26 protein-coding genes are annotated in these 21,431 nt (G+C 57.0%); 13 read left to right on the plus strand and 13 right to left on the minus strand.

Annotated elements, in window-relative coordinates; translation table 11 throughout:
* Together ACR0NN_RS10215 and ACR0NN_RS10220 are read left to right on the plus strand one after the other, a co-directional pair.
* Window positions 1-267, plus strand: coding sequence for a hypothetical protein (locus ACR0NN_RS10215; protein WP_170725353.1), 267 nt, complete (start codon window positions 1-3; stop codon window positions 265-267).
* Between the two features lie 10 nt (window positions 268-277).
* Entirely contained in the window at window positions 278-922 is a 645-nt protein-coding gene (locus ACR0NN_RS10220) for a DUF1523 family protein (protein WP_170725352.1), read from the plus strand.
* Between the two features lie 13 nt (window positions 923-935).
* Here ACR0NN_RS10220 and ACR0NN_RS10225 read toward each other — a convergent pair whose 3' ends face one another.
* The 6 genes from ACR0NN_RS10225 to ACR0NN_RS10250 all read right to left on the minus strand — a co-directional run bounded on the left by ACR0NN_RS10225 (window position 936) and on the right by ACR0NN_RS10250 (window position 8,181).
* The gene (locus tag ACR0NN_RS10225; protein WP_170725351.1) at window positions 936-2,030 is read right to left on the minus strand and encodes a flagellar basal body P-ring protein FlgI; all 1,095 of its coding nucleotides are present in this window, start codon (window positions 2,028-2,030) and stop codon (window positions 936-938) included.
* Window positions 2,027-3,034: a flagellin gene (locus ACR0NN_RS10230; protein ID WP_170725350.1), complete on the minus strand. Its 1,008-nt coding sequence runs from the start codon at window positions 3,032-3,034 to the stop codon at window positions 2,027-2,029. Before ACR0NN_RS10230 ends, ACR0NN_RS10225 begins: the two co-directional genes overlap by 4 nt.
* 2 nt (window positions 3,035-3,036) lie before the next feature.
* On the minus strand, window positions 3,037-4,482 hold the full coding sequence (flgK, locus tag ACR0NN_RS10235; RefSeq protein WP_480684590.1) for a flagellar hook-associated protein FlgK: 1,446 nt from the start codon (window positions 4,480-4,482) through the stop codon (window positions 3,037-3,039).
* A 39-nt stretch (window positions 4,483-4,521) separates the two neighbouring features.
* Window positions 4,522-5,817: a flagellar hook-basal body complex protein gene (locus ACR0NN_RS10240; protein WP_170685074.1), complete on the minus strand. Its 1,296-nt coding sequence runs from the start codon at window positions 5,815-5,817 to the stop codon at window positions 4,522-4,524.
* Between the two features lie 97 nt (window positions 5,818-5,914).
* Entirely contained in the window at window positions 5,915-6,754 is an 840-nt protein-coding gene (locus tag ACR0NN_RS10245; RefSeq protein ID WP_170725348.1) for a flagellar motor protein MotB, read from the minus strand.
* 83 nt (window positions 6,755-6,837) lie between these two features.
* On the minus strand, window positions 6,838-8,181 hold the full coding sequence (locus ACR0NN_RS10250; RefSeq protein WP_170725347.1) for a FliI/YscN family ATPase: 1,344 nt from the start codon (window positions 8,179-8,181) through the stop codon (window positions 6,838-6,840).
* A 90-nt stretch (window positions 8,182-8,271) separates the two neighbouring features.
* Between ACR0NN_RS10250 and ACR0NN_RS10255 the strand changes: the two genes are divergently transcribed.
* Genes ACR0NN_RS10255 through ACR0NN_RS10295 form a run of 9 tightly spaced genes read left to right on the plus strand, consistent with a single transcriptional unit; the run spans window position 8,272 to window position 12,788 of the window.
* Entirely contained in the window at window positions 8,272-8,658 is a 387-nt protein-coding gene (locus ACR0NN_RS10255) for a FlgB family protein (protein ID WP_170725346.1), read from the plus strand.
* Between the two features lie 12 nt (window positions 8,659-8,670).
* Complete coding sequence (flgC, locus tag ACR0NN_RS10260; RefSeq protein WP_170725345.1) at window positions 8,671-9,057, plus strand: flagellar basal body rod protein FlgC; 387 nt, start codon at window positions 8,671-8,673, stop codon at window positions 9,055-9,057.
* A 12-nt stretch (window positions 9,058-9,069) separates the two neighbouring features.
* Window positions 9,070-9,360, plus strand: a complete 291-nt coding sequence (gene fliE / locus ACR0NN_RS10265) for a flagellar hook-basal body complex protein FliE (RefSeq protein WP_170725344.1) — start codon at window positions 9,070-9,072, stop codon at window positions 9,358-9,360.
* Window positions 9,361-9,363: 3 nt separating this feature from the next.
* Entirely contained in the window at window positions 9,364-9,636 is a 273-nt protein-coding gene (locus ACR0NN_RS10270) for a flagellar biosynthetic protein FliQ (RefSeq protein WP_170725343.1), read from the plus strand.
* On the plus strand, window positions 9,636-10,346 hold the full coding sequence (locus ACR0NN_RS10275; protein ID WP_170725342.1) for a flagellar hook-basal body complex protein: 711 nt from the start codon (window positions 9,636-9,638) through the stop codon (window positions 10,344-10,346). Before ACR0NN_RS10270 ends, ACR0NN_RS10275 begins: the two co-directional genes overlap by 1 nt.
* 18 nt (window positions 10,347-10,364) lie before the next feature.
* A complete protein-coding gene (gene flgG, locus ACR0NN_RS10280) occupies window positions 10,365-11,150 on the plus strand; it encodes a flagellar basal-body rod protein FlgG (RefSeq protein WP_170725341.1) in 786 nt (261 codons plus the stop codon).
* The gene (gene flgA, locus ACR0NN_RS10285; RefSeq protein ID WP_170725340.1) at window positions 11,150-11,563 is read left to right on the plus strand and encodes a flagellar basal body P-ring formation chaperone FlgA; all 414 of its coding nucleotides are present in this window, start codon (window positions 11,150-11,152) and stop codon (window positions 11,561-11,563) included. Before flgG ends, flgA begins: the two co-directional genes overlap by 1 nt.
* A complete protein-coding gene (gene flgH, locus ACR0NN_RS10290; RefSeq protein ID WP_480684594.1) occupies window positions 11,563-12,294 on the plus strand; it encodes a flagellar basal body L-ring protein FlgH in 732 nt (243 codons plus the stop codon). The genes flgA and flgH overlap by 1 nt, the downstream gene beginning before the upstream one ends.
* Before the next feature lie 11 nt (window positions 12,295-12,305).
* Window positions 12,306-12,788 (plus strand): flagellar basal body-associated FliL family protein, encoded by a 483-nt coding sequence (locus ACR0NN_RS10295; protein ID WP_170725338.1) that lies wholly within the window; start codon window positions 12,306-12,308, stop codon window positions 12,786-12,788.
* A gap of 34 nt (window positions 12,789-12,822) precedes the next feature.
* Here the strand turns inward: ACR0NN_RS10295 and ACR0NN_RS10300 are convergent, their stop codons facing one another.
* From ACR0NN_RS10300 to ACR0NN_RS10330, 7 genes are all read right to left on the minus strand, one after another.
* Entirely contained in the window at window positions 12,823-13,209 is a 387-nt protein-coding gene (locus tag ACR0NN_RS10300; RefSeq protein WP_170725337.1) for a hypothetical protein, read from the minus strand.
* Window positions 13,209-14,294 (minus strand): flagellar type III secretion system protein FlhB, encoded by a 1,086-nt coding sequence (flhB, locus tag ACR0NN_RS10305; RefSeq protein WP_170725336.1) that lies wholly within the window; start codon window positions 14,292-14,294, stop codon window positions 13,209-13,211. Before flhB ends, ACR0NN_RS10300 begins: the two co-directional genes overlap by 1 nt.
* Window positions 14,291-15,064 (minus strand): flagellar biosynthetic protein FliR, encoded by a 774-nt coding sequence (locus tag ACR0NN_RS10310; protein ID WP_170725335.1) that lies wholly within the window; start codon window positions 15,062-15,064, stop codon window positions 14,291-14,293. The genes flhB and ACR0NN_RS10310 overlap by 4 nt, the downstream gene beginning before the upstream one ends.
* A complete protein-coding gene (gene flhA / locus ACR0NN_RS10315) occupies window positions 15,061-17,088 on the minus strand; it encodes a flagellar biosynthesis protein FlhA (RefSeq protein ID WP_480684767.1) in 2,028 nt (675 codons plus the stop codon). Before flhA ends, ACR0NN_RS10310 begins: the two co-directional genes overlap by 4 nt.
* A 69-nt stretch (window positions 17,089-17,157) precedes the next feature.
* The gene (locus tag ACR0NN_RS10320; protein ID WP_170725333.1) at window positions 17,158-17,835 is read right to left on the minus strand and encodes a lytic transglycosylase domain-containing protein; all 678 of its coding nucleotides are present in this window, start codon (window positions 17,833-17,835) and stop codon (window positions 17,158-17,160) included.
* A gap of 72 nt (window positions 17,836-17,907) precedes the next feature.
* The gene (locus ACR0NN_RS10325; protein ID WP_480684598.1) at window positions 17,908-18,336 is read right to left on the minus strand and encodes an Lrp/AsnC family transcriptional regulator; all 429 of its coding nucleotides are present in this window, start codon (window positions 18,334-18,336) and stop codon (window positions 17,908-17,910) included.
* 56 nt (window positions 18,337-18,392) lie between these two features.
* Window positions 18,393-19,712: an MFS transporter gene (locus ACR0NN_RS10330; protein ID WP_170725332.1), complete on the minus strand. Its 1,320-nt coding sequence runs from the start codon at window positions 19,710-19,712 to the stop codon at window positions 18,393-18,395.
* A 142-nt stretch (window positions 19,713-19,854) separates the two neighbouring features.
* On the opposite strand from ACR0NN_RS10330, the gene ACR0NN_RS10335 reads away from it, so the two are divergent.
* Window positions 19,855-20,469: a ribonuclease D gene (locus ACR0NN_RS10335; protein WP_170725331.1), complete on the plus strand. Its 615-nt coding sequence runs from the start codon at window positions 19,855-19,857 to the stop codon at window positions 20,467-20,469.
* Window positions 20,466-21,428: a KpsF/GutQ family sugar-phosphate isomerase gene (locus ACR0NN_RS10340; RefSeq protein WP_170725330.1), complete on the plus strand. Its 963-nt coding sequence runs from the start codon at window positions 20,466-20,468 to the stop codon at window positions 21,426-21,428. Before ACR0NN_RS10335 ends, ACR0NN_RS10340 begins: the two co-directional genes overlap by 4 nt.
* Window positions 21,429-21,431 lie beyond the last annotated feature (3 nt).

The following is a 21,431-nucleotide window of genomic DNA, read 5'->3' on the forward strand; positions in this document are numbered from 1 at the left end:
ATGTTCGGAGCGATGCGCCTGTTCCTGATCCTGCTGGTGGTCCAGACGATCGCCTATTTCGCGCTGTCCTTCTATTCGCGCGGTGTCAGGCGGCGAAAGCTTGAGAACTGGTGGGATGAAAAAGGCAAAACCGGCAACAAAGAAGCGTTTGTCGCGCGCGGTTTGCACGTCTATGACAATTCGTTCCGGCGCAAATTGATTTTGGGTGTCTATATTGTGCCTTGGGTGGCGATTGGCGCACTGATCTACATCGTGAATTACATGTGAGGGTAACGGCATGGCCTATGTGAAATGGGCATTTATCATCATCTTCTGGGGCACGATCGCCACGATCCTGCAGTATTCATTGCCGCAGCATGACATCGTGCGGATCGTCAACACCTATGAAGAACGTCAGGACCTAAATGACTGGACCCGAATATTCTGGTCCGAGCCTGAGGATCAATCCGCCAGCCTGTCAAACCGCGATGTGCAGTTCATTCAGGCCGTGCGCGCCAACGGCAAACCAATAGTTTATCGCAACGAGGACACCGGCTGGGGCTGGCCGCCTTACTTCAAGTTCGACACGGCGAACCTTTATACGGAAGCGAATGATGCAAAATCGACGAAGGATAACCCCGATTGGGTTGTCGTGACGCATTACGGCTGGCGGAATGAGTTCATGTCGATCTTTCCCAATGCCGTGTTCATCCGCCATGTCGAAGGACCGGATGTTCGAATTATACCCTGGTTCAACATCATTTTCCTGACGCTGTTTGCTGCGCTGGTCTGGGCCATCTGGGTTCGGTGGCGCCGGTTCCGGCAAAAGAAGATCGACCCCGTTCTTGAGAACATGGAAGATGGCCTCTATGCCGCCGGGGACGCAATCGATGAAAAACGCAAAGGATTCCGTCGCTGGCTGGACAGTTGGAAAACTAAGTAGACCGATTTATTGTTCATCGCACAATGAATTCAGCGTGTAACGCCCCGGCGGCTTTGATGGTTTTCAATATGTCAATCATGTCGCGAGGCGACACGCCTAGTGCGTTCAACCCGGCGACCACCTCGGACAAAGTGGTCGCTTCGGGGATTTCCGCAAGGCCGGTTCCTTCTTCTTCCTCGATCCCGGCAATGGTGCGCGGAACCACCACCGTTTCCCCCTGTGCAAACGGGTTGGGCTGAACTGCGATCGGAGCTTCTTCGACCGTGAGGATCAGATTGCCCTGCGATACCGCGACGCGTGAAATTCTGACATCCCGGCCCATGACAATCGTACCTGATCTCTGGTCCACCACGACACGGGCCTTGCTCTCTGGTTCGACCAGAATGTTCTCGATCCGGCCAATGGCATGGGCGGTTGAAACAGCTCGCGTTGCGTCGATGCTTAGCTCGACAGTGCCGGAATCGCGCATGAGTGCGACGGCGCGATTAAACTCAGTGTTGATGGCGGCCTCGATACGGCTTGCGGTGGTGAAATCCGGTTCGCGCAATGCTAGTCTAAGCTGGTTCAGATCGGAAAGCTCAAAATCAATTTCACGCTCCACGCGCGCGCCCGAGGGTATGACACCTGATGTCGGCACTCCGCTGACGACCGAGGCAGCGTCACCCTCGACCGCTGCGCCGCCAGCCAGTACCGTTCCTTGTGCCACCGCATAGATTTGCCCATCCGCTGCGTTCAGCGGGGTCATGATCAATGTACCGCCTAATAGGCCCTTGGAGTCGCCAATGGCGGAAACCGTCACATCAATCTGACCACCGACGCGTGCGAATGGCGGCAAGGTGGCCGTAACCAGCACGGCGGCGACGTTTTTCGGGCGAAAGTCTTCGCCGTTTACGTTTACGCCCAACCGCTCAAGAATATTGGACATAATCTCTTCGGTGAAGGGAGAGTTGCGCAGCCCATCACCGGTCCCGTTCAAGCCCACAACTAGGCCATATCCGACCAGATCATTTCCACGAACACCGTCAAAATCCACCAGGTCTTTCAAGCGGATAGCGCCGGCATTGGCGATACAGGGCAGAATGATCAAAAGAAATGCGAGAATTTTCATCTGAGGAAATTCACCAGCGATAGATTGGAGTTGCGTACGGTCACGGAATAGAGGCTTTCCAGCTGGAACTGCACAGTTTGCAACCTTGCTGCAGTTTCGTACGGGTCTGCAGCGATCAATTCATTCCGCGCATATCCCGCACTGGTTTTAGCGGCTGCGTTACGCGTCGCTGCCTGCTCGATTCGCGCCTCTGCTGCACCAACCCCCGCGCGCAAATTTACTGTCGCATCCTGCGCATTTGCCAAATCCACACCGAGTTGAGTGAACACGGCTGTTCGCAATTCGGGTACCCATCCCAATGTTTCATCCGTAGCTAATGCGGCAACAGCCACGTCGCGCATCGCAGCCTTCAACGCGGGATTAGTGGCAGTGATTGGCAGTGTGACGTGTTCGTTCTCGGTTATCTGCATCGGAGCAAGGGTATTGGCACCACCCTGGTATATGACCGCATCAAACCCTGCCGGATCGTCGAACCAATCTTCTGCAGCCTGTCGAATGTCTGTTACGCCAACCAGGCCAACCAACTCGGCTTGCAAGGCCCCAAGAAGCGCTTCAGCAGAAGGCAGCGGAGTATTGTCGGTCATTGTTCCGGAATAGAGGCTGCGCCCTCCGGCACGCGTATTCAACGCTGAGATCATGGTATCAAGCTCATTCCGGGCTTGAACCGAAGCCTGTTCATGCGTCACGGTTTGGTTGGCTGTACCAAATGACAGCAGCGAAGCTGACATTTCGGCCACCGAGTTGCTGAAAGTGGTCAGGCTTAATTGCATCGCTTCCGTGAACAGTTTTGCCTCGGCAGTCGCGATCGAAAACGCGTCAAGTCGTTCAAGGCTGCGATCCAGATCCAGAAGATGTGAGTAATCACCGGCCAATCGGCCCGAGATATCCTGCACTTGGCCAGTAGACATTTCATAGGACAGGGATTCGATCTGAGATTTTATCTCGGTGCTGCGGGTCCTGAGCGTGAGGCCGCGGGCCAGATCGCCTATAGAGTTCAGTGTCATGTTTATAACCTCAACAGGGTATCCATAAGCTCATCAACTACGGCCACGATGCGGGCGTTTGCGGCGTAGGCTTGTTCGATCTGCATCAGGCGCTGCAGTTCAGCATCGCTGTCTACGCCTTGCTCAGCGACGATTTTTTGCATCTCCAGTTGGGCTTTTGCGGCAAAGCTGCTGCGTTGATCTGCTGCGTGGGCATCTGCCCCAGCCTTTGAGAGCAAGGCCTCGGCGATTTCTGCGGCGCGCATCGATCCTGTGCCGAACCCGCTCGCGGCGAACGGACGCGCTTCGGTCAGAATTGCGCCAAAGGCTTGCAACTGGGTTGCGTCCCCAGGGGCGCCAGGGGTCAGGGCACCAAGTCCGGCACGCAATTTCCAACTGTCACCTCCGGTATCTGGATCCACGGCTGCATTAATTGAAATGCGCGATGCCAACCCGGTTTCCAGTGCGGGATCAAAGCGATTGCCTTCATCGGTGAACAATCCCGAGTTGGTGGCCGCTGAGGTTGGGTCAAGCTCTGGGGTTTCGAAACGCTCGATCAGGTCGCGGGCAACCGCATCGAGATCGGTTTGCGCGTCGACGGCAAGTTCATCCCGAACCGCGAACTGTGCCATCAGCGCACCGCCCTTGATCTGCGCAAAATCGCCGCTTACACGAACAGGTCGGCCATTAACCTCAAGCCCGGATAGCAGACCGTTGGCAACCGTCATATGTGGCATCGTATCGCCGGTTGTCGAGAACGCGAATTGAGCAGCGGTTCCTTCCAGCAGAATAAGCCTACCTTCGGCATAAAGTGAAACCTGATCATTGTCGCGCGCGATCGCGTTAACCGGTACCAGTTCATTGACATGATCAATCAATATCTGACGTTGGTCGAGAAGCGCACCAATGTCTCCACCCGAATTCCGGATCGCTGGAATGCGAGCGTTGAGTTTCTCGATGTCTTTCAGTGCCTGATTCAGCGTATCGACCTGTTTTCCGATCATGCGATCGGCATCAGATCGCACGTTCCGCAATCCTTCAGACGCCTTGTTGAGTGCTAAGCTCAGATCGCGACCTGCGCGCGCGGCTTGATCCAACCGCTGCGCTGAATCGGGCAGGCTGGCTGCTGTGATCAGGCTACTTTCGAATTGAGCAAGCCGTGCTGCAATCGAAGTAGCGTCATCGGCAGTGCCCACGAGTTTTTCATAATCTGAATGAAACTGAGATATTGTCCTGGCTGCCGCGAAATCTGCGTCTGTCTCGCGACGGTTTGCGATGAGCACCGGGTCCTGATGCCGCGTGATGCCGACAACACGGACGCCGTTGCCCGATATTGGGCTGGTCGCCAGCTCCAGCGATCTGCGGGCATAGCCTGGGGTCAGCGCATTTGCGATATTGCCCGAAACAACCGCCGCCCCTCGGCTTGCCGCGCTTAATCCACCCAAAGCGTTGTTCAGTGCTGTCGACATATTCATTGGGCGCACCCCTTTTGTTGTTCAATCACCTGATCAGCGTTTGATATTAGTGGTTTCCTGCAACATCTCGTCCACAGTCTGGATGACCTTGGCGCTGGAAGAATAAGCACGTTGGGTCTGGATCATCGAAGTCAGTTCAGTAGCCACATCTGTGGTTGATTCCTCACGTGCGAATGACACGAGATCGCCTGTCGGCCCTTCCCCGGCGTTCCATAAGAAGAAGGTGCCACTGTCGCGCGAGGGCGCGTAGGTCTGGCTATCCAATGCGGTTAGACCGTTCGGATTAGGAACGTCCGCCAGTGGAATCTGGAACATCCGGCGGCTGACCCCGGTGTCATAGAAGGCGTAAACATAGCCGTTTTCATCGACCTGCACGCTTGTCATGGTGCCAACGGCCGAGCCATCCCGGGTGATCGATACCGGCGCAAATGTATCGGACAGCTGGGTAATGCCATCGGAATCACCCAATTGACCGATATTGATCTCCATCGGGCCACCAGCAACGTTGATGACCATGCTGCCGCTGACCGGATCATACGCCCCGCCAGATATAGCAGTGACGCTGGCCAGCGTACCGCCGGCTGTACGGCTGTCGGTGAAGGTCAGCGTGTATTCCCCGATCACTGCGCCACCTGATGCCGAATCGCGCAAGGTCATCGTCCATTCGTTGCTGCTGCCGACTGCGGGAACTGTCGGCACCAACTCGATATCTACACTTTCGGATTTGCCCAGATTGTCAAAATATTCGACCGACAGCGGTTGGGTGTCACCGGGAGCCCCCGCATCAGTCGCAGTCGCAGGCAGGTTCATGCGCAGATTCATCGATGTTGTCGGGGCACCTGACAGTTGATTGACGCTTAGCTGAATGGGTTCCAGAGCCGCCGGAGTATCGCGCGGGACACTGGGGATTGATCCGTCCGCTGCTGCACGCCAGCCCAACAGTACAAGGCCGGATTGGGTAACCAGATACCCTTCTTCATTCGTGCGGAACGAGCCGGTTGTGGTCAACAGCATCTCATTCGAGCCCGAGGCGATCTGAGAGCTAGGTCTCACGGGCAACATTCCCCTGCCACGCACAGCCAGATCAGTTGAGTTGTTTGTCGTGACCAACGAACCGCGCTGATCAATCAGGCGTTGGCTGGTGGTTCTGACTCCGCCTGCGGAATAGCTGCCGCCCTGGCCGGAGGTAACCATGGAATGAAAATCGGTCTCGACCCTCTTGTAGCCAAATGTTGAAGAGTTGGCGATGTTGTCGGAAATCGTGGCCAACCTGTTGGCGTTGGCCTTCAACGCCGCGACACCGGCATTCAGCGAAGAGGAAATGGTCATCGGCACGCCCTTTTGTTGCGTCTTTCGTCGATGCAACAGGTAACGCACTGGCCCTTAACAGCGGGCTAACAGCTAAAATGCTGTATATCCTTTGATCTCAGGGATTGCGCAGGAAGATGATTTCGATCCGATCGTTGCGCATCGCCATCGGGTTATTGACCGACAGCTCTCGGTCCGCATGCCCGGTTACGCGATCCAACCGATCTGCCCGAAGACCCTTGTTCTGCAGCAGTTGGCGGGTGCTTTGTGCCCGCGCGGTCGAGAGGTCCCAAACCGGGTTTAGCGCCAGCACCACGGGGGCGGACCGGACATGCCCCTCCACTGCGACGGAGTTTGTTACCAGGTCTGACGACCGCGCCACCAATAATGTGAGTGCGCGCATTAATTGCGTCGGCTTGTCCGTATCTGATTCGAACAGCGGCTGATCTGCGGTGGCAAATAGTTCGACCACCAGGCCTTCATCGGTGACGCGGGTTACAATGTGCTTGAGCAGTTTATCGGACACCAGACTTTCCCCGGTTCGTCCCAGTAACTGTGCCTCAAGTGACGAAAAATCCTCGAACGCGCCTTTGCCGCCACCTTTCGCGTCTACGCCGGTGGATCCGCGCGCCTTTTTCGCCTCAGTCGGGTTTCGATTGCTGGCGCCCGAGCCATCCATCACCATGGTCTGTTCCGAGAACATGTTGTCGCCACCAAACGCCCCATCGCCCCCGCCCGAGACCGGATTGACGGGAATCGTCGGCGAAAAGTAATCCGCCAAACCTTTGCGTTGTGTCTCGGTCGTTGCGTTCAGCAGCCACATCAACATGAAGAACGCCATCATGGCAGTGACAAAGTCCGCATACGCGACTTTCCACGCACCGCCGTGGTGACCATCGCCACCCGATACACGTTTCTTCTTGATGATGATTGGCGCCGCATTGGATTGCGCACCCATCTCCACCACCTTCTATTCACCCGTCTTCTGGCGTAGCAGCGTAGGTCTTAAAGTGGGCTTAACACTTAAAACTGTTCCGAATTCTAGACCCGTTGGACCGGATTTGCCCCAGCGCGGCGCAAGATTAAGGATAGCCGATCAAAGCTGTTCTCGATCCCACCCGGATCGGATTTTGCAAAGAAATCATCCAGCTCCTCATGGACTCGAATCGCGCGATCCAGCATCGGATCAGCCCCTTCGGCGTAAAGCCCCGCTTTGATCATGACTTCCGACTGCTCATAGCTTCCGACCAGTTTCCGCGTCTCCGCGATCATTTGATTCTCATCCGCTGTTGCTGCTTTGGGCAAGCTGCGTGACACGGATCGGCTGAGGTCGATTGCCGGAAAGCGCCCACGTTCCGCGATTTCACGGCTGAGAACGATATGCCCGTCCAGTACACCACGCAGGATATCAGCGACGAGTTCGTCCATATCGGACCCGGCCACCAGCACGCTGAAGACGGCTGTGATATCACCTTGCTCGGCGGTACCCGGGCCTGCCCGTTCGCAAAGGTTTGCAATCAACGGGGTCACCGAGGGTGGGTAGCCGCGCAGCGATGGGGATTCACCCATTGCAGCAGCGATTTCCCGGTGGGCTTCGGCAAATCGCGTGACCGAATCGACCAGAAACAAAACGTTCATCCCCTGATCCCGCAGATATTCAGCCATTGACATGGCTGACCAGGCACACCGCCGACGCGCCAGTGCTGACTGATCCGACGTTGCCGCCACAACGACAGAGCGTTTCATGCCTTCCGGGCCTATTGCGTTTTCGACAAATTCATTCACCTCGCGCCCGCGTTCACCCACCAAAGCAACGACCACGGCGTCGGTCTGCACTGAGCGGGCAAGCGAAGCCAGCAAGGTCGATTTGCCAACTCCGGATCCGGCGAACAGCCCGATTCTCTGACCTTGAACAATGGGCAGCATGGTGTTCAGGATCGCCAATCCGGTTTCCATACGTGCACCCAAAGGTTTGCGCGAAACAGCCGTTGGCGGGGCTTGCATAAGATCGCATTCCTGCGTTCCCTGCATCAGCGGTTTGCCATCCAGAGGCTTACCAAACGGGTCAATCACACGCCCAAGCCAGTGCAGCCCGGGCGCGAAGCAAGGCATCTGCTCCAATTTCACAGGGTCCCCAAGGCTGACCCCATCCGGCGCACCTGCAGGCAGCATATGAATATGATCTGTTTCAACATGCAGGACCTCGCCCGGCAAGTCCGGACCATTTTGCCGGCATAAGGTCAGGTGATCTCCGATTCGGGCCTGTGCTGTTAGCCCGCCGATTTCAATCACCCCGCGCGCGACACTTGTCACACGACCGATGTGACGTACCGCCGACATCCTGTCGAATTCACATTTCAGACGCATCGGATCGAGATCAGCCATCAAGGGGTCCTCCAAAGTGATTTGTTGAAAACGGTTTCTAAAGGAATCGGGGTTAAGCCTTGATTGAAATTTATCGAGGGAGAAGCCCCGATGTTCTCTGACCTGAACGTCTTTAAGACAGCGTACGCTATGGCAACCCATGCCGGACAACGACAAGCCGTCATCTCGCGCAACATGGCCAATGCGGATACGCCGGGATACAAGCCTCGCGATATCGAGGCCTTTAAAACAGCATTCGAAAAGACCGGCAGTGAGGTTGCGATGACCGCAACCCGCGCCAGCCACCTGCACGGCGATGCGCGCCCTCAGCCTTGGGCAGAATACACAGCCGCCGAAACAGGTGATCCAAACGGCAATGGCGTTTCTTTGGAAGAAGAGATGTTGAAAGCTGTTGAGGTCAAGCGGCAGCATGACCGTGCATTGGCAATCTACAAATCATCGATCGGCATACTGCGCACCAGTCTGGGCCGGGCATAAGGGGTAAGGTGGATGAGCGACTTTTCCCACTCTCTGAGCGCGTCAGCCAGCGCCTTGCGTGCCCAAGCTTCGCGGCTACGGCATGTTTCCGAGAACATTTCCAATGCGGACACTCCGGGCTATCGGCGCAAGACTGTACCGTTCGAGACGGTTGCGGTTGATGGCAAAGAAATGGTGCAGACAGGGCGTGTCAAACTGGACCGCCGTGATCTGACACAGATTTACGACCCCGGTCATCCGATGGCGGACGCGACCGGCCACTATCGCGGCTCTAATGTCGATTTGATGATCGAGATCGCGGACGCGCGTGAAGCCCAGCGCAGCTATGAAGCCAATCTAAAAATGTTCGACCAGACCCGGCAGATGTCGTCGAGTCTGATGGATCTACTTCGGAAATAAAGGAAAGCCAGAATGGATATCCGCTCACTCACCGCGGCGCAAAGCTATGCGGGCGCACGCCCCGCAACACAGGTTGATCCCGATCATCAGGGCGCTGCGAAAGGGTTGCGAACCGGTTTTCAGGATTTTGCGGCAACGCTGAAACATAGCGAGCAGGTCGCACAATCCTCGATGGTCGGGCAGGCCGATCCGCACGCGCTAGTACAAGCGTTGGCACAGACCGAGCTGGCGGTGGAAACCGCCGTGATCGTTCGGAACAAGGTCGTCGAAGCCTATCAGGAAATCCTGAGGATGCCGGTCTGAACCATGCTGAGCGAAGGTCTGTTCTACGACATCGTGCGCCAGGCGCTTTGGGTTGCGGTCATTACCTCGGTGCCGGTCCTGGTGGTCGCGCTGGTGTCCGGTCTTGCCGTTGGCCTGTTTCAGGCTCTGACCTCGGTTCAGGAAATGACGCTGACCTTCGTGCCCAAATTGATTGCCATCGTCATCGTCTTTTGGATGTCGATGGGATTCATGACCCAGACACTGGTTACCTTTTTCACCGGGACACTGATCCCGCTCATCGCCGGAGGTCGCTGATGGACACCGCTTATACCACCTTGTCTCGCCAAACCGGTCTGATGAATGAGATGCGGATGGTCGCCAATAATATCGCCAACGCGAACACAACCGGCTACCGCCAGCAAGGGTTGGTCTTTTCTGAGTTCGTCCGGGATATGCCCGGTAATCCCTCGCTCTCGCTTAGTCGGGCGCAGGTGCGGAATACGTCGTTGCAACAGGGTGTTCTGACCGAAACAGGCGGTTCCTTCGACTTCGCCATCGATGGCGACGGGTTCTTTATGATCGAGACGCCTTCGGGGAATCGTCTGACCCGGGCTGGCAGCTTCTCGCCCAATGCCGAAGGTGATCTGGTCACCATGGACGGGCACCGGGTTCTCGACAGCAATGGCGCACCGGTCTTTGTCCCGCCCGATGCGGCGACGATTGATGTTGGCAGTGATGGCAGCATGAGCGTCAATGGCCAGTTTCTGGGTCAGATTGGCGTCTACACTGTTGCTAATCCCGAGAATCTGGTGCGCGAGGGCAGTACCCATTTCCGCCCCAGCGGGCAGGTTGATCCCATAGACGAACCGGTCGTACTGCACCGTTTCCTTGAAGGATCGAATGTCAACGCTATCGGCCAGGTAACCCGAATGATTGAGATCCAGCGAGCTTACGAGCTGGGGCAGAGCTTTCTTGAGGCTGAAGACGAACGTGTGCGCGGTGCACTTAAGGCGCTGATGCGCTGATCACCTAAGGAGAAAAACATGCGTGCTTTGAAGATCGCTGCAACCGGCATGACCGCGCAGCAGATGCGGGTTGAGACCATTTCCAACAATCTCGCAAATATGAACACGACGGGCTACAACGCCCGCCGGGCCGAGTTCGCAGATTTGCACTATCAGCAGATGGCGCGCGCCGGGGCGGTCAATGCCTCGGACGGAAGCATGCTGCCTACCGGGGTTCAATTGGGGCTCGGCGTGCGCCCTGCTGCTGTCACTGTCCAACTAGAGCAGGGTGGGCTTTCAGCCACCGGCAGTGATCTGGATATCGCCATCGAAGGGCGCGGATATCTCGAAGTCACAATGCCCAATGGGCAGTCCGCCTTTACTCGCGACGGAAGCCTGAAACGCTCGGCCGAGGGTCTGATCGTGACGTCAGATGGGTTCGCCGTTACGCCCGAAATAACCATCCCGGATGATGCCAGATCGATTTCGATCAACGCTGCAGGCGAGGTCTATGCCTATTTCGACGACACGGCTGAAGGGCAGTTACTGGGTGAGTTTACGTTGGCAAGCTTCTCGAATGCCAAAGGTCTCGAGGCCATCGGCAGCAATCTGTTCAAAGAGACCGAGGCTTCGGGTGCGCCAGTTGTCGGCACTCCGGGCGAGGATGGTCTGGGAACATTGCGCCAGGGCTATCTGGAAGACAGCTCAGTCGATGCGGTGCGTGAAGTCACCGAACTGATCGAAGCCCAGCGCGGCTATGAGATGAACGCCAAGGTTATTTCCGCCGTCGACCAGATGATGGGCGCGACCACGCAGGTACGCTGATGCGGTTATGGACCTTGGTTCTTTGCCTGATGCCATTGACGGGCGCGGCCGAGATCGTGGTACCGAACCGCACGATCCGCGCCAAAGAGGTCATCGCCGCCTCTGATTTGGAAACCAAAGCTGGTGAGGTCGACGGGGCGATCAGCAGCTCTGAGTTCCTGATTGGTCAGGAGGCACGCATAGCCCTCTATCCCGGTCGGCCCATCCGCCCTGCCGATGTTGGCCCGCCCGCGATTGTAGATCGAAACGATCTGGTGACGCTGATTTTCGATCGCGTTGCGCTGTCGATCACCGCCGAGGGTCGGGCGCTGGGGCGCGGGGCTGTGGGCGAGCGTATCCGGGTCATGAATCTGGCCTCCCGCACAACAGTTACCGGCGTAATCCGACCGGACGGACAAATTGAGGTTAAATGATGCCGCGACTTTCAAAACCCCTGATCTTAGTTGTTCTAAGTCTTGCCGCCTGTGGTCGTTTGGATCACCTTGGAAAACCGCCCAGCCTGACGCCGAACACGGAATCGCCTGAACATGTTGCCATGCTTTGGCCCGGGCTTCCGCTGCACAGCCAGCCGCAACGCACCGTCGACCAATCCTCGTTGTGGAGTGGCGGGCAGCATTCGCTGCTGGGCGATCAACGTGCGATGAAGAAAGGTGACATTCTGACGGTTGTGATCGAGCTGGATGAAAAGGCCGAAATATCGAACGACACCAATCGATCGCGTGCTGGGTCAGAAAGCCTTGCCGTGCCCGAACTTTTCGGCCTGCCACAGCGCGCAGGAGAGCGGTTGCCGGAAGGGGCTTCGCTTGATGAGGCTGTATCGATTGACTCGGCTTCGGTCAGCAAAGGAAAAGGGTCTGTCAAACGCAAAGAAAAGTTGACCCTGCGCGTAGCCGCTACGGTCATCGACGTGCTGCCCAACGGTGTCCTTTCGATCAGTGGGTCGCAAGAGTTGCGAGTGAATTTTGAGCTTCGGGAGCTGCTGGTCTCGGGCTACGTACGCCCCGAAGATATCTCGCGCCAGAACGAGATCACCTATGACAAAATCGCCTCTGCGCGCGTGTCTTACGGTGGGCGCGGGCAGATCACCGATGTGCAGCAACCGCGCTATGGACAGCAGATTCTTGATACGCTGCTACCGTTCTGAGGGTCGGTTTGATGGGAAATTTCTTACCAATCATATTCCTGATTGTTGGCCTGGGTGCCGGAGTGGGCGCCGGGATTGCTCTGGCACCTACAAAGAAAACGGATGATTATTCTGAATCTGAGCAGAAACCGAAGGATGACAAAAAGAAACCGTCCAAAGATGAGCCGAGCACTCATGAGTATCTGAAACTCACCAAACAGTTTGTCGTCCCTGTGGTCGCCGACGAGGAGATATCGGCACTGGTGACAATGTCTCTGAGCCTTGAGGTGCGGCCGGGAATTGCGGAAGCCTTCTATGAAATCGAACCGAAGCTCAGGGATCGATTTCTGCAGGTCCTGTTTGATCACGCCAACATCGGCGGGTTTGACGGGGCGTTTACACGGTCGGACAACCTTACAACTTTGCGCAAGGCACTGCTGGAGGTGGCGAGAAAGGATCTGGGTGATGATGTCTCGCAGGTTTTGATCATGAGCGTAAGCCGTCAGGATACTTGAAACTTGTCATGAGCATCCGGGTAATGAACCCGGTTCACTCGAACTGAGGTCTGGCTTGAACCTCGCGTCGTTTGGTCTCGGCCGAGCGACGGTCCAGTTCAGCGATGGCCTGCTTGCGGCCGAACGCGTCCCGTAAATTCTCCATGGCCTCAAGCTTCTGCGATCGCAACCGGGCCAGTTCAATGTTCAGATTTCGTCGCGAAGCCGATCCCCAACCACGCCACAACAAGTCCACACCAGTGACCTGATAACCAACTGCCTGTGCGCTGGATGATTTGACTTCTGCCAACTGTGAATCAAGACGCGTCAATTGTCGAAGCAGCTGGGCTTCGCGCTGCAACAATGGCCGAAGCTTTTGATGCTCTCGTTGGAAAACAGCATCGGCAACAGTTGCAAGCTCACGGATACGGTTTTGTTTCATCAAATCTGAGCCTTTGCTTTCTTGCGCATTGCTTCGGCAAATCGAATAGCGGCGGCGACAGGCCGGAAGTGTTCTTCCGCGATTTCCTGGCCGATCTCGACGGTCGCGTGCAGAGCACGAGCAGTTGGAGGATCCGAATGAATGGGAACATCGGCGACCCCGGCCTTTTCCCGGATCACCGCTGCGATTTCATCGACACCCTTGGCAACACAGACCGGCGCACTGCCCGCTGCGCGCGACCATTTAAGAGCCACCGCGTAGTGCGTTGGATTGACGATCACCACATCAGCTTTGGGCACATCGGCCATCATTTGACTGGTTGCGATATCTTGCGCACGCTGCCGTCGTTGTTGTTTGACATGCGGGTCGCCTTCGGATTCCTTGGTTTCATCCTGGATTTCCTTACGCGACATCCTGTTCTTGCGCAGATGCTCCGCGTGTTGCCAAAGATAGTCGACAACCCCGATTGCCAGGGCAATCGTGATGACGATGAACAGAAATTGCGTGAGCAAATTCATCATCAGCAGGATCGAAGATCGTGCGGGCGCTGCGCTGGCCGTCAGTATCTCAGGCAGGTGGGCGTGCAAAAACAGCGTCAGGCACGTGCCGTAAATCAGCAGCTTCACAAAGCTTTTGGCAAATTCGAACAATCCGCCCCGACCAAATTTGTTCTTCGCATTCGAGATGACCGAGATTCGCGAAGCCCGCGGCTTCAGCTTGTCAGGTGCAAAGATCAGCGCGCGTTGTGCAATCAGGCTCAGCAGCACCGCAGCAGCGGGTACCATGAACAGAGCGGCGACCGGAACCGACGCCGATTTCAGAAGGCCGGCAACGGTAGAGGTCGCTGGGCCGGTGGTCAGCACATCTGCGAATTGATCGGACTGGTCAATCAGCACCACAAAAAGCGTTCCGAGATGTTCGGCCGTGTACTGACCGGCAACCAGCAACGCGACCAGCAGGCCAGAGTATGCTGCCACCACTGACAGATCATTGGATTTTGCCACCTCGCCTTTTTTGCGGGCTTTCTCAAGCTTTTGTGGCGTGGCTTCAAAGGACTTGTCGCTATCGTCGTCTGGTCCGCTCATGGTGTTCCCCCGATGGGATTTTGCAGAAAGGTAAACAGGGCGTCCGACCAGGTGGACAGGATCAGCGGTGTACCCGCGAATAACAAAAACAGCCCAGCGAAGGTGATTGCAGGCGCGCCTACAAAGGCGACCATGAGCTGCGGCATCGCCCGATTGATAACACCCAGTGCAAGATTGTAGATCAATGAGGCAATTACAAACGGCATCGCCAGCGAAAAGGCCAGCGCAAAGCTGCGCGCTATGCGCGTAACGCCCCAGTGCGACAGGTCGGGTGCGGTGGGCAGCACACCCATCGGAAACAGTGTGTAGCTGTTAATCAAGAATTGCGCTGCGCGAACATGAAGGCCCAGCAACACTGCCAGCGCCAAACCAGCCAGTGTCAGCAGGTATCCCATGGCCGGCACGGGCTCGGCTGCGGCTCCGCCTAGAATTTGCGACAAGGATGTGGCTTGTGCTGCGATGGAGCCTGCTGTTTGCAGGGCAAGCACAAAGAGGCGCAAACCAATGCCGAGCATCAAGCCAATCAGGATTTCAACCGCGATCATGCCTGCCATATTGGGAAAAGCCGATGCTGCATCCGTATTGGGGATGGCAGGGACAATGATCATCGTGAACGCAAATGCGACGGCCAGTTTGACCCGTGCGGGGATACTGCGTTCGCCAAATGCGGGCAATAATGACACCATGGCGGATACGCGCAGAAACACCACAAACAGATGCCACAGGTTTTGCCCGACAAGCGGAAACAGCTCTGTCGGAACCGAGATCACGCGGGCACTGTCCCGACCAAAGCTGGGCGTGCCTCAAGCCCTATCTCTTCGAAGGACAGAACAGGGTTGGCGATGCCGCGCGCGTGCATGATTGTGCGCAGTAACCGGCGCCTGCGGGTCGAGGTAACAACGGCTGGAAACAGCCCGTGATCAGCAGACTTGGTCACACTGTCCACAACGCCATCGCCCAGTTTGTTGAATAGGTTTGGCGGCAGGGCCACGTCCATACCTGCGTTTGGGGCATCGATCTGGTAGGTGGCAAATGTATCCTCCCACTCGGGTGCGAGCTGTATCAGGGGGATCGAGCCATCTTCACGCTTCATTTCCGCGACCAGCTGAAAACCCAGCCGCTGGCGGACCAGTTCACAAATCCCCTCGGGTTGAGTGGTGGTCAGTCGCGCTTCGGCGACGCTTTCTAGGATTAGCGCCATATTGCGGATCGAGACCCGCTCATCCAGCAGCAGACGCAGGACCGCGTGCAGCGTATCGATCGGCACTTTGTCGGGGATCAACTCGTCCAGCAGTTTGCGATTGGCTTCGGCCCTTGTCGGATCGCTGAGGCGTGTCATCTCGGATAGCAGGCGGCGCAGGGATTTGAGCGTAAGCAGGCGCGAGAAATTCTGTTTGATGATCTCAAGCAGATGGGTCGCCAAAATCTCGGGTGGTGAGACGATGGTGGCCCCGTTCAATGCTGCGGTCTCTTGGTCCTTGGGCAATATCCAGCGAGCGGGGGCCCCGTAGACGGGCTCGGTCACGTCGGTACCGTCGGGTAGAAAATCGTGCCCGTCTTGCACCAGTGCCAGCACCAGTTCCGAATTCAAAACGCCGCGCGCCTGCTCAACCCCGTGCACTTTGATTACGTACGTTCCGGTTGGCAAATCGGCGCGGTCGGTCAGGCGGATTTCGGGCAGGATCAGGCCAAAGCTTGACGCGACATAGGTCCGCATATTGGCGATACGCGCATCAAGCCCGGTGCCGGGGTTGAGCACCATGCTGACCAGATCGGGAGCGAATTCCAGATGTACGTCATCCAGGTCGAGAATATCACCGATGGCCTGCGAAACAGGGGTGTCAGCCTCGTCCTCCGGTGCCAGCGCTTCGGCCTCGCTTGCATCGCGCTTCCTGATGCCGGAATAGGCGGCATAGCCAAGTACACCGGCCCCTAAAATGAAGGGCAAGAACGGCAGGCCGGGCACGAGGGCGAACAGCACCATCAGGACCGCAACAGTTCCCAACGCTGCGGGGTGCCGACCGAGTTGCGAGAATATCGCGTTGTCAGTCGCCCCCTGTGTACCGCCTCGTGCCAGCAGCAAAGCGGACGCAATCGAGATGATCACCGCAGGTATCTGCGAGACCAGCCCGTCCCCGACGGTAAGGATGGCATAGGTCTCGAACGCAGATGACACCGGCATCCCGTGCACGATGACCCCCATGACCAACCCCATCACGAGGTTGAGCAACGTGATCAGCAGCCCTGCAATTGCATCGCCCTTGACGAATTTAGACGCCCCATCAAGTGAGCCGAAAAAGGTTGTTTCCTGCTGCTCGCGCTCACGCCGTTCTTTGGCTTGCTGGTGGTCGATGGCCCCGGCGGACATGTCACTGTCGATGGCAAGCTGCTTGCCCGGCATCCCATCCAGAGCGAACCGGGCCCCCACTTCGGCCATGCGCGCGGCGCCTTTGGTAATGACCATGAAGTTCACGATTAGCAGGACGCCGAACACCACGAGGCCTAGGAAGATGCTGCCGCCCATAACAAACTGGGCGAAGCCCTCGATCACGTCGCCTGCGGCGTTGGTTCCGGTGTGTCCTTGTCCGATGATCAGCTTGGTCGATGACACGTTCAACGACAGGCGCAGCATCAGTGAGGCCAGCAGGATGGTCGGGAAAGATGAGAAATCCAGCGGCCGTTCAATAAACAGGGTCAGCGTAAAGATCAGGATTGCCAGAGCGAATGACGCCGCCAGCCCCACATCCAACACCCATGCAGGCATCGGCAGGATCATCATTACGATGACCGCCATCAGCGCCAGTGCCAGCAGTATTGTCGGAGAGAACAAGGTGCGGGGATCGATACGAGGCACGAACTGCTCCTAATTAAAAGTGATGAAAGCGGTGGTGGCGCTGGGTTCCGGCACCAGCGAGCCTAGCGCTGTCTGGCCAGTCGGCTGCGTGTTCAGTGGTATGAGCGGGAGGGCTGAAGCGGTGAACGGATCACGCGGGTTACCGATCTGGGAGCCGTCCAACTGTGCCAAAACGGTCTGAAAACGATCAGTATACGCTGTTGCGTGATGCTGCGTGCGTGAGTGGTATGCGCCGGCAGCGGCAGGCCATGTCCCGAGCTCCGCGTAAAGCTGGGCCAGAAATCGCGCGGCATAGGCTGCGTTTTCATCTGGATCGAACATCGCGTCTATCGATCGGAAAGCCTTACCGTGCCAGCGATAGTTGATCTGAAAACACCCGACGTCGAAGCTGCGTACGCCAGATTTGAAGATATCAAACACGTAAGATTTCGCCTCTAACTCAGAGGCGAACCAATATCCCTGACCTTCACGATTGACGGTCCACGGCCATGGCTCCAGCTGTCCGTCCAGTGTGCGGCCTGTTTCCACGCGGGCGATTGCCCTGAGAACATCTAGCGGCACGCCTTCGGCTTGTGCGGCACGCCGAGCAGCACGATCACACAAAGCAGCCACCGATGCTGCAAGCGCGGTTTGCACCAGAAAGGTCTGCGCCAAGAGCGTGGCAATAAAGAGTTTTTGAGTTGGCATTCTGCCGGTCCGGGATTCTGATCAATCCGGGCCAAGCTAGCCACTCACTCGTTTACAGAGGGTTAGCGCGCTTTAGTTTCGATCAATCTTTCGGCCAAAAACGACACTGGTATTGGTGCGTAACACGCCGGGAATGCGCGCGAGTTCATCGACCAGAATGTCGAGGTCTTCAATATGTGGCGCTTCGGCTGAAAGCAGCAGGTCAAACTCGCCGTTGATCGACAGGCACAGTTTCACCTCGGGATAGGCTTCAAGCCGCTTGATGATGCGCGTGGTCTCTTTCTGCTGAACCTCAAGCAGAACGACGATCTGAACGCGTGGTGTGTCTTCGGAGTCGCGCAGGACAACCGAGTATCCTGCGATGACACCTCGCTTTTCCATCCGATTGATGCGTTCATGCACCGTGGTTCGGGCGACGCCAAGTTTTGAGGCGATGTGGGTGGTCGAGTCCCGTGCATTGTGCTGCAAAGCGGCGATGATGCGTCGATCAAGCTGGTCCATTGCGGCTCCGGTTTCAGGCGGCTTTGCCCCGGTTTAGGTTAGTTTGGTGTTCGGGCTCAAGGCTGGTGCGGATATCGGGGATGCAGATCATCAATGATGATCGGATGGGCGTGAGGTTTTGGCCCGGAAAGGTGTGGGTGCTCATCAGGAAGATCGGGGTGGTCGTGGATGATCGCGTCAGTGGCGGGTCGCGGCCACGCCCTGAGCACAAGAACAAGACCCAGAATCGCTGCGGTCGCCGTGCTTGCCATTGCGACAGTTGCGCCATACCGGGTCATCAACCACCCGGCCAATGGATACAGCACCAGCCAGCAGGCGTGGGACAGGGTGAACTGCGCGGCAAACACAGCGGGCCGATCCTCGGGATGGGCCGATCGGGTCAGCAGACGGCCCGAAGGCGTCAGCGTGCTGGAATACCCAAAGCCCACCAACAGCCACGTCGCTGTCAGCAAGCCCAGCGTCATCGGAAGGCTGGCAGAAAGCAGCGCAGCCACCGCCATGGTCCCAGTCGCCAGTGACGCACCGCTAAGCATAACGCGACGGTCGGATATTTGATCCAGCAGCCTAGGCAGAACAAAGGCCGCCAGCATCGATCCCCCACCGAACCCGGCCAGCGCGATGGCAACGGCGCTTTCGGAAAGACCAAGATCGCCGCGCACGATCACGACCGTGTTGACGATGACCATCGAGCTGAGCGCAGCAGCACTCCAACTCAGCGCCAGCAAACCGCGCAGGCGCGGTGTCCTGAGGTAGATTTTGATGCCACGGGTGGTGCGATCATAGATGCCCCGCGGTTCAGTGGGTTTAGGTGAGGGCAGGGTCGCAGACACCACAAGCAGGGCCGAGGCGACAAAGCCGACGCAGGTGCCAAGAAATAGACTGTCAAAGCTGACAAATAGCAGCAAGGCAGCGGCCAGCATCGGGCTCAGCAGGCTTTCCAGATCGTATGCAAGCCGCGACAGAGACAGGGCTTTGGTATAATCCTGCTCGTCTGTCAGCACGTCTGGGATAGTGGCCTGAAATGCGGGTGTAAATCCGGCCGAAGCGGATTGCAGCACAAAGATCAGCACATAGACCTGCCAGATTTCCGTCACGAAGGGCAGGCAGAGCGCGACAACTGCACGCACCAGATCAAGCGCAACCAGCATTCGGCGACGATCGAAACGCTCGGCGAAGGCAGCGGCCAGCGGGGCCACGGTGACATAAGCGATCATTTTGATTGTGAGTGCGGTACCAAGCACCATTCCGGCGGCCTGTCCGGCCAGATCAAAGGCCAACAGACCCAGCGCCACCGTCGCCAGCCCGGTTCCGGTCAGCGCCACAATCTGCGCGGCCAGCAGATGTCTGTAGGTTCGGTTTCTCAGGACGCTAAGCATTTTCGGCAATTCTCATTCGCGACGTTGCCCGAGTAGTTCCTGTGTTGCCCATAAGGTCAAGAGGACGCTTTTCTAAGGACGGCGTTGAGTTTGCGGGCCAAACCGCCTATCTCGGGGCCGAAAGCGCACAAAGGACAATTCCGTGGCGAACCATCTGTATAATAATGACCTGCCGGACGGGTTGGATCTGGGCCCAATAGTGGCCATTGATTGTGAAACCATGGGGCTGAACCCGCATCGGGATCGCCTGTGCGTGATCCAGATGTCCGGAGGTGATGGCAACAGCCATATCGTTCAGGTTGAAAAAGGGCAGACCGAGGCTCCGAACCTTTGCGCGATGCTAGAAAACCAAAATGTTTTGAAGCTATTCCACTTTGGCCGCTTTGATATCGCTGCGATGTATCACACCTTTGGCGCGTTGGCTGCGCCGGTCTATTGCACCAAAATTGCCAGCCGATTGGTGCGCACCTATACAGATCGGCACGGGTTAAAAAACTTATGTCAGGAACTGATCGGCGTCGATATCTCGAAGCAACAACAGATGAGCGATTGGGGTGCAGAAACGCTGACCGATGCGCAACTGGACTATGCAGCATCGGATGTGTTGTACCTGCACCGTCTCAGAGAGGCGCTGGACGGACGATTGGCCCGCGAAGGCCGGACCGAGATGGCGCAGGCCTGTTTTGATTTCCTGCCGATGCGTGCAAAGCTGGACCTCGCAGGCTGGCCCGAAACGGATATCTTTGCGCACTCATGACCGATACCGAAGCATTCCTGAGAACCGCCCGGCAGGTTGTAACCGACGAAGCCCGCGCGCTGGACGTTCTGGCTGAAGGCTTGGATGAGCATTTTGCCGAGGCCGTGCAACTGATCCTGCAGGCCACGGGGCGTATCATCGTCAGCGGCATCGGGAAATCGGGCCATATTGGTCACAAGATCGCGGCCACATTGGCCAGCACTGGCACGCCCGCCTATTTCGTCCACCCGGCCGAGGCCAGCCATGGCGATCTGGGCATGGTGTCGAAAGGTGATGTGGTTCTGGCGATCTCGAACTCGGGCGAAGCGCCCGAGCTGGCTAACCTGCTGGCCTTTACTCGCCGGTTCGGTATTCCCCTGATCGGTCTGTCCAGCAAGCCCGAAAGCACGCTGATGAAGCAGGCCGACGTGCATCTGCTGATTCCGTCGCTAGGCGAGGCTTGTGGTTTTGGCATGGTGCCATCGATCTCGACAACGCTGACGCTTGCCATGGGTGATGCGCTGGCGATTGCGCTGATGAAGTATCGCGATTTTAAGCCCGAAGATTTTCGCGCGTATCATCCCGGCGGCAAATTGGGGGCGCAACTCTCGACCGCACAGGACCTGATGCACAAGGACTTGCCATTGGTAGCCGCTGGCACCCCGATGAGCGAGGCCTTGTTGGTCATGAGCCAGAAGAGTTTTGGCGTCGTTGGTGTCACGGATGATACAGGCCGTCTTTTGGGAATTGTGACTGATGGCGACCTGCGCCGAAACATGGACGGTCTCTTGGAGAAAAACACCGAAGAAGTTATGACCAGCGACCCACTGACTATCGCTCCGAATGCTATGGCGGAAGAAGCGGTTGCGATCATGAATGATCGTAAGATCACATCTTTGTTTGTTGTTGATCCTGATAGTAATGGACAGGCCCTTGGTCTGTTGCACATCCATGACTGCCTGCGCGTTGGTCTGGGTTAAGAC

Source organism: Ruegeria sp. BA2 (assembly GCF_056539605.1).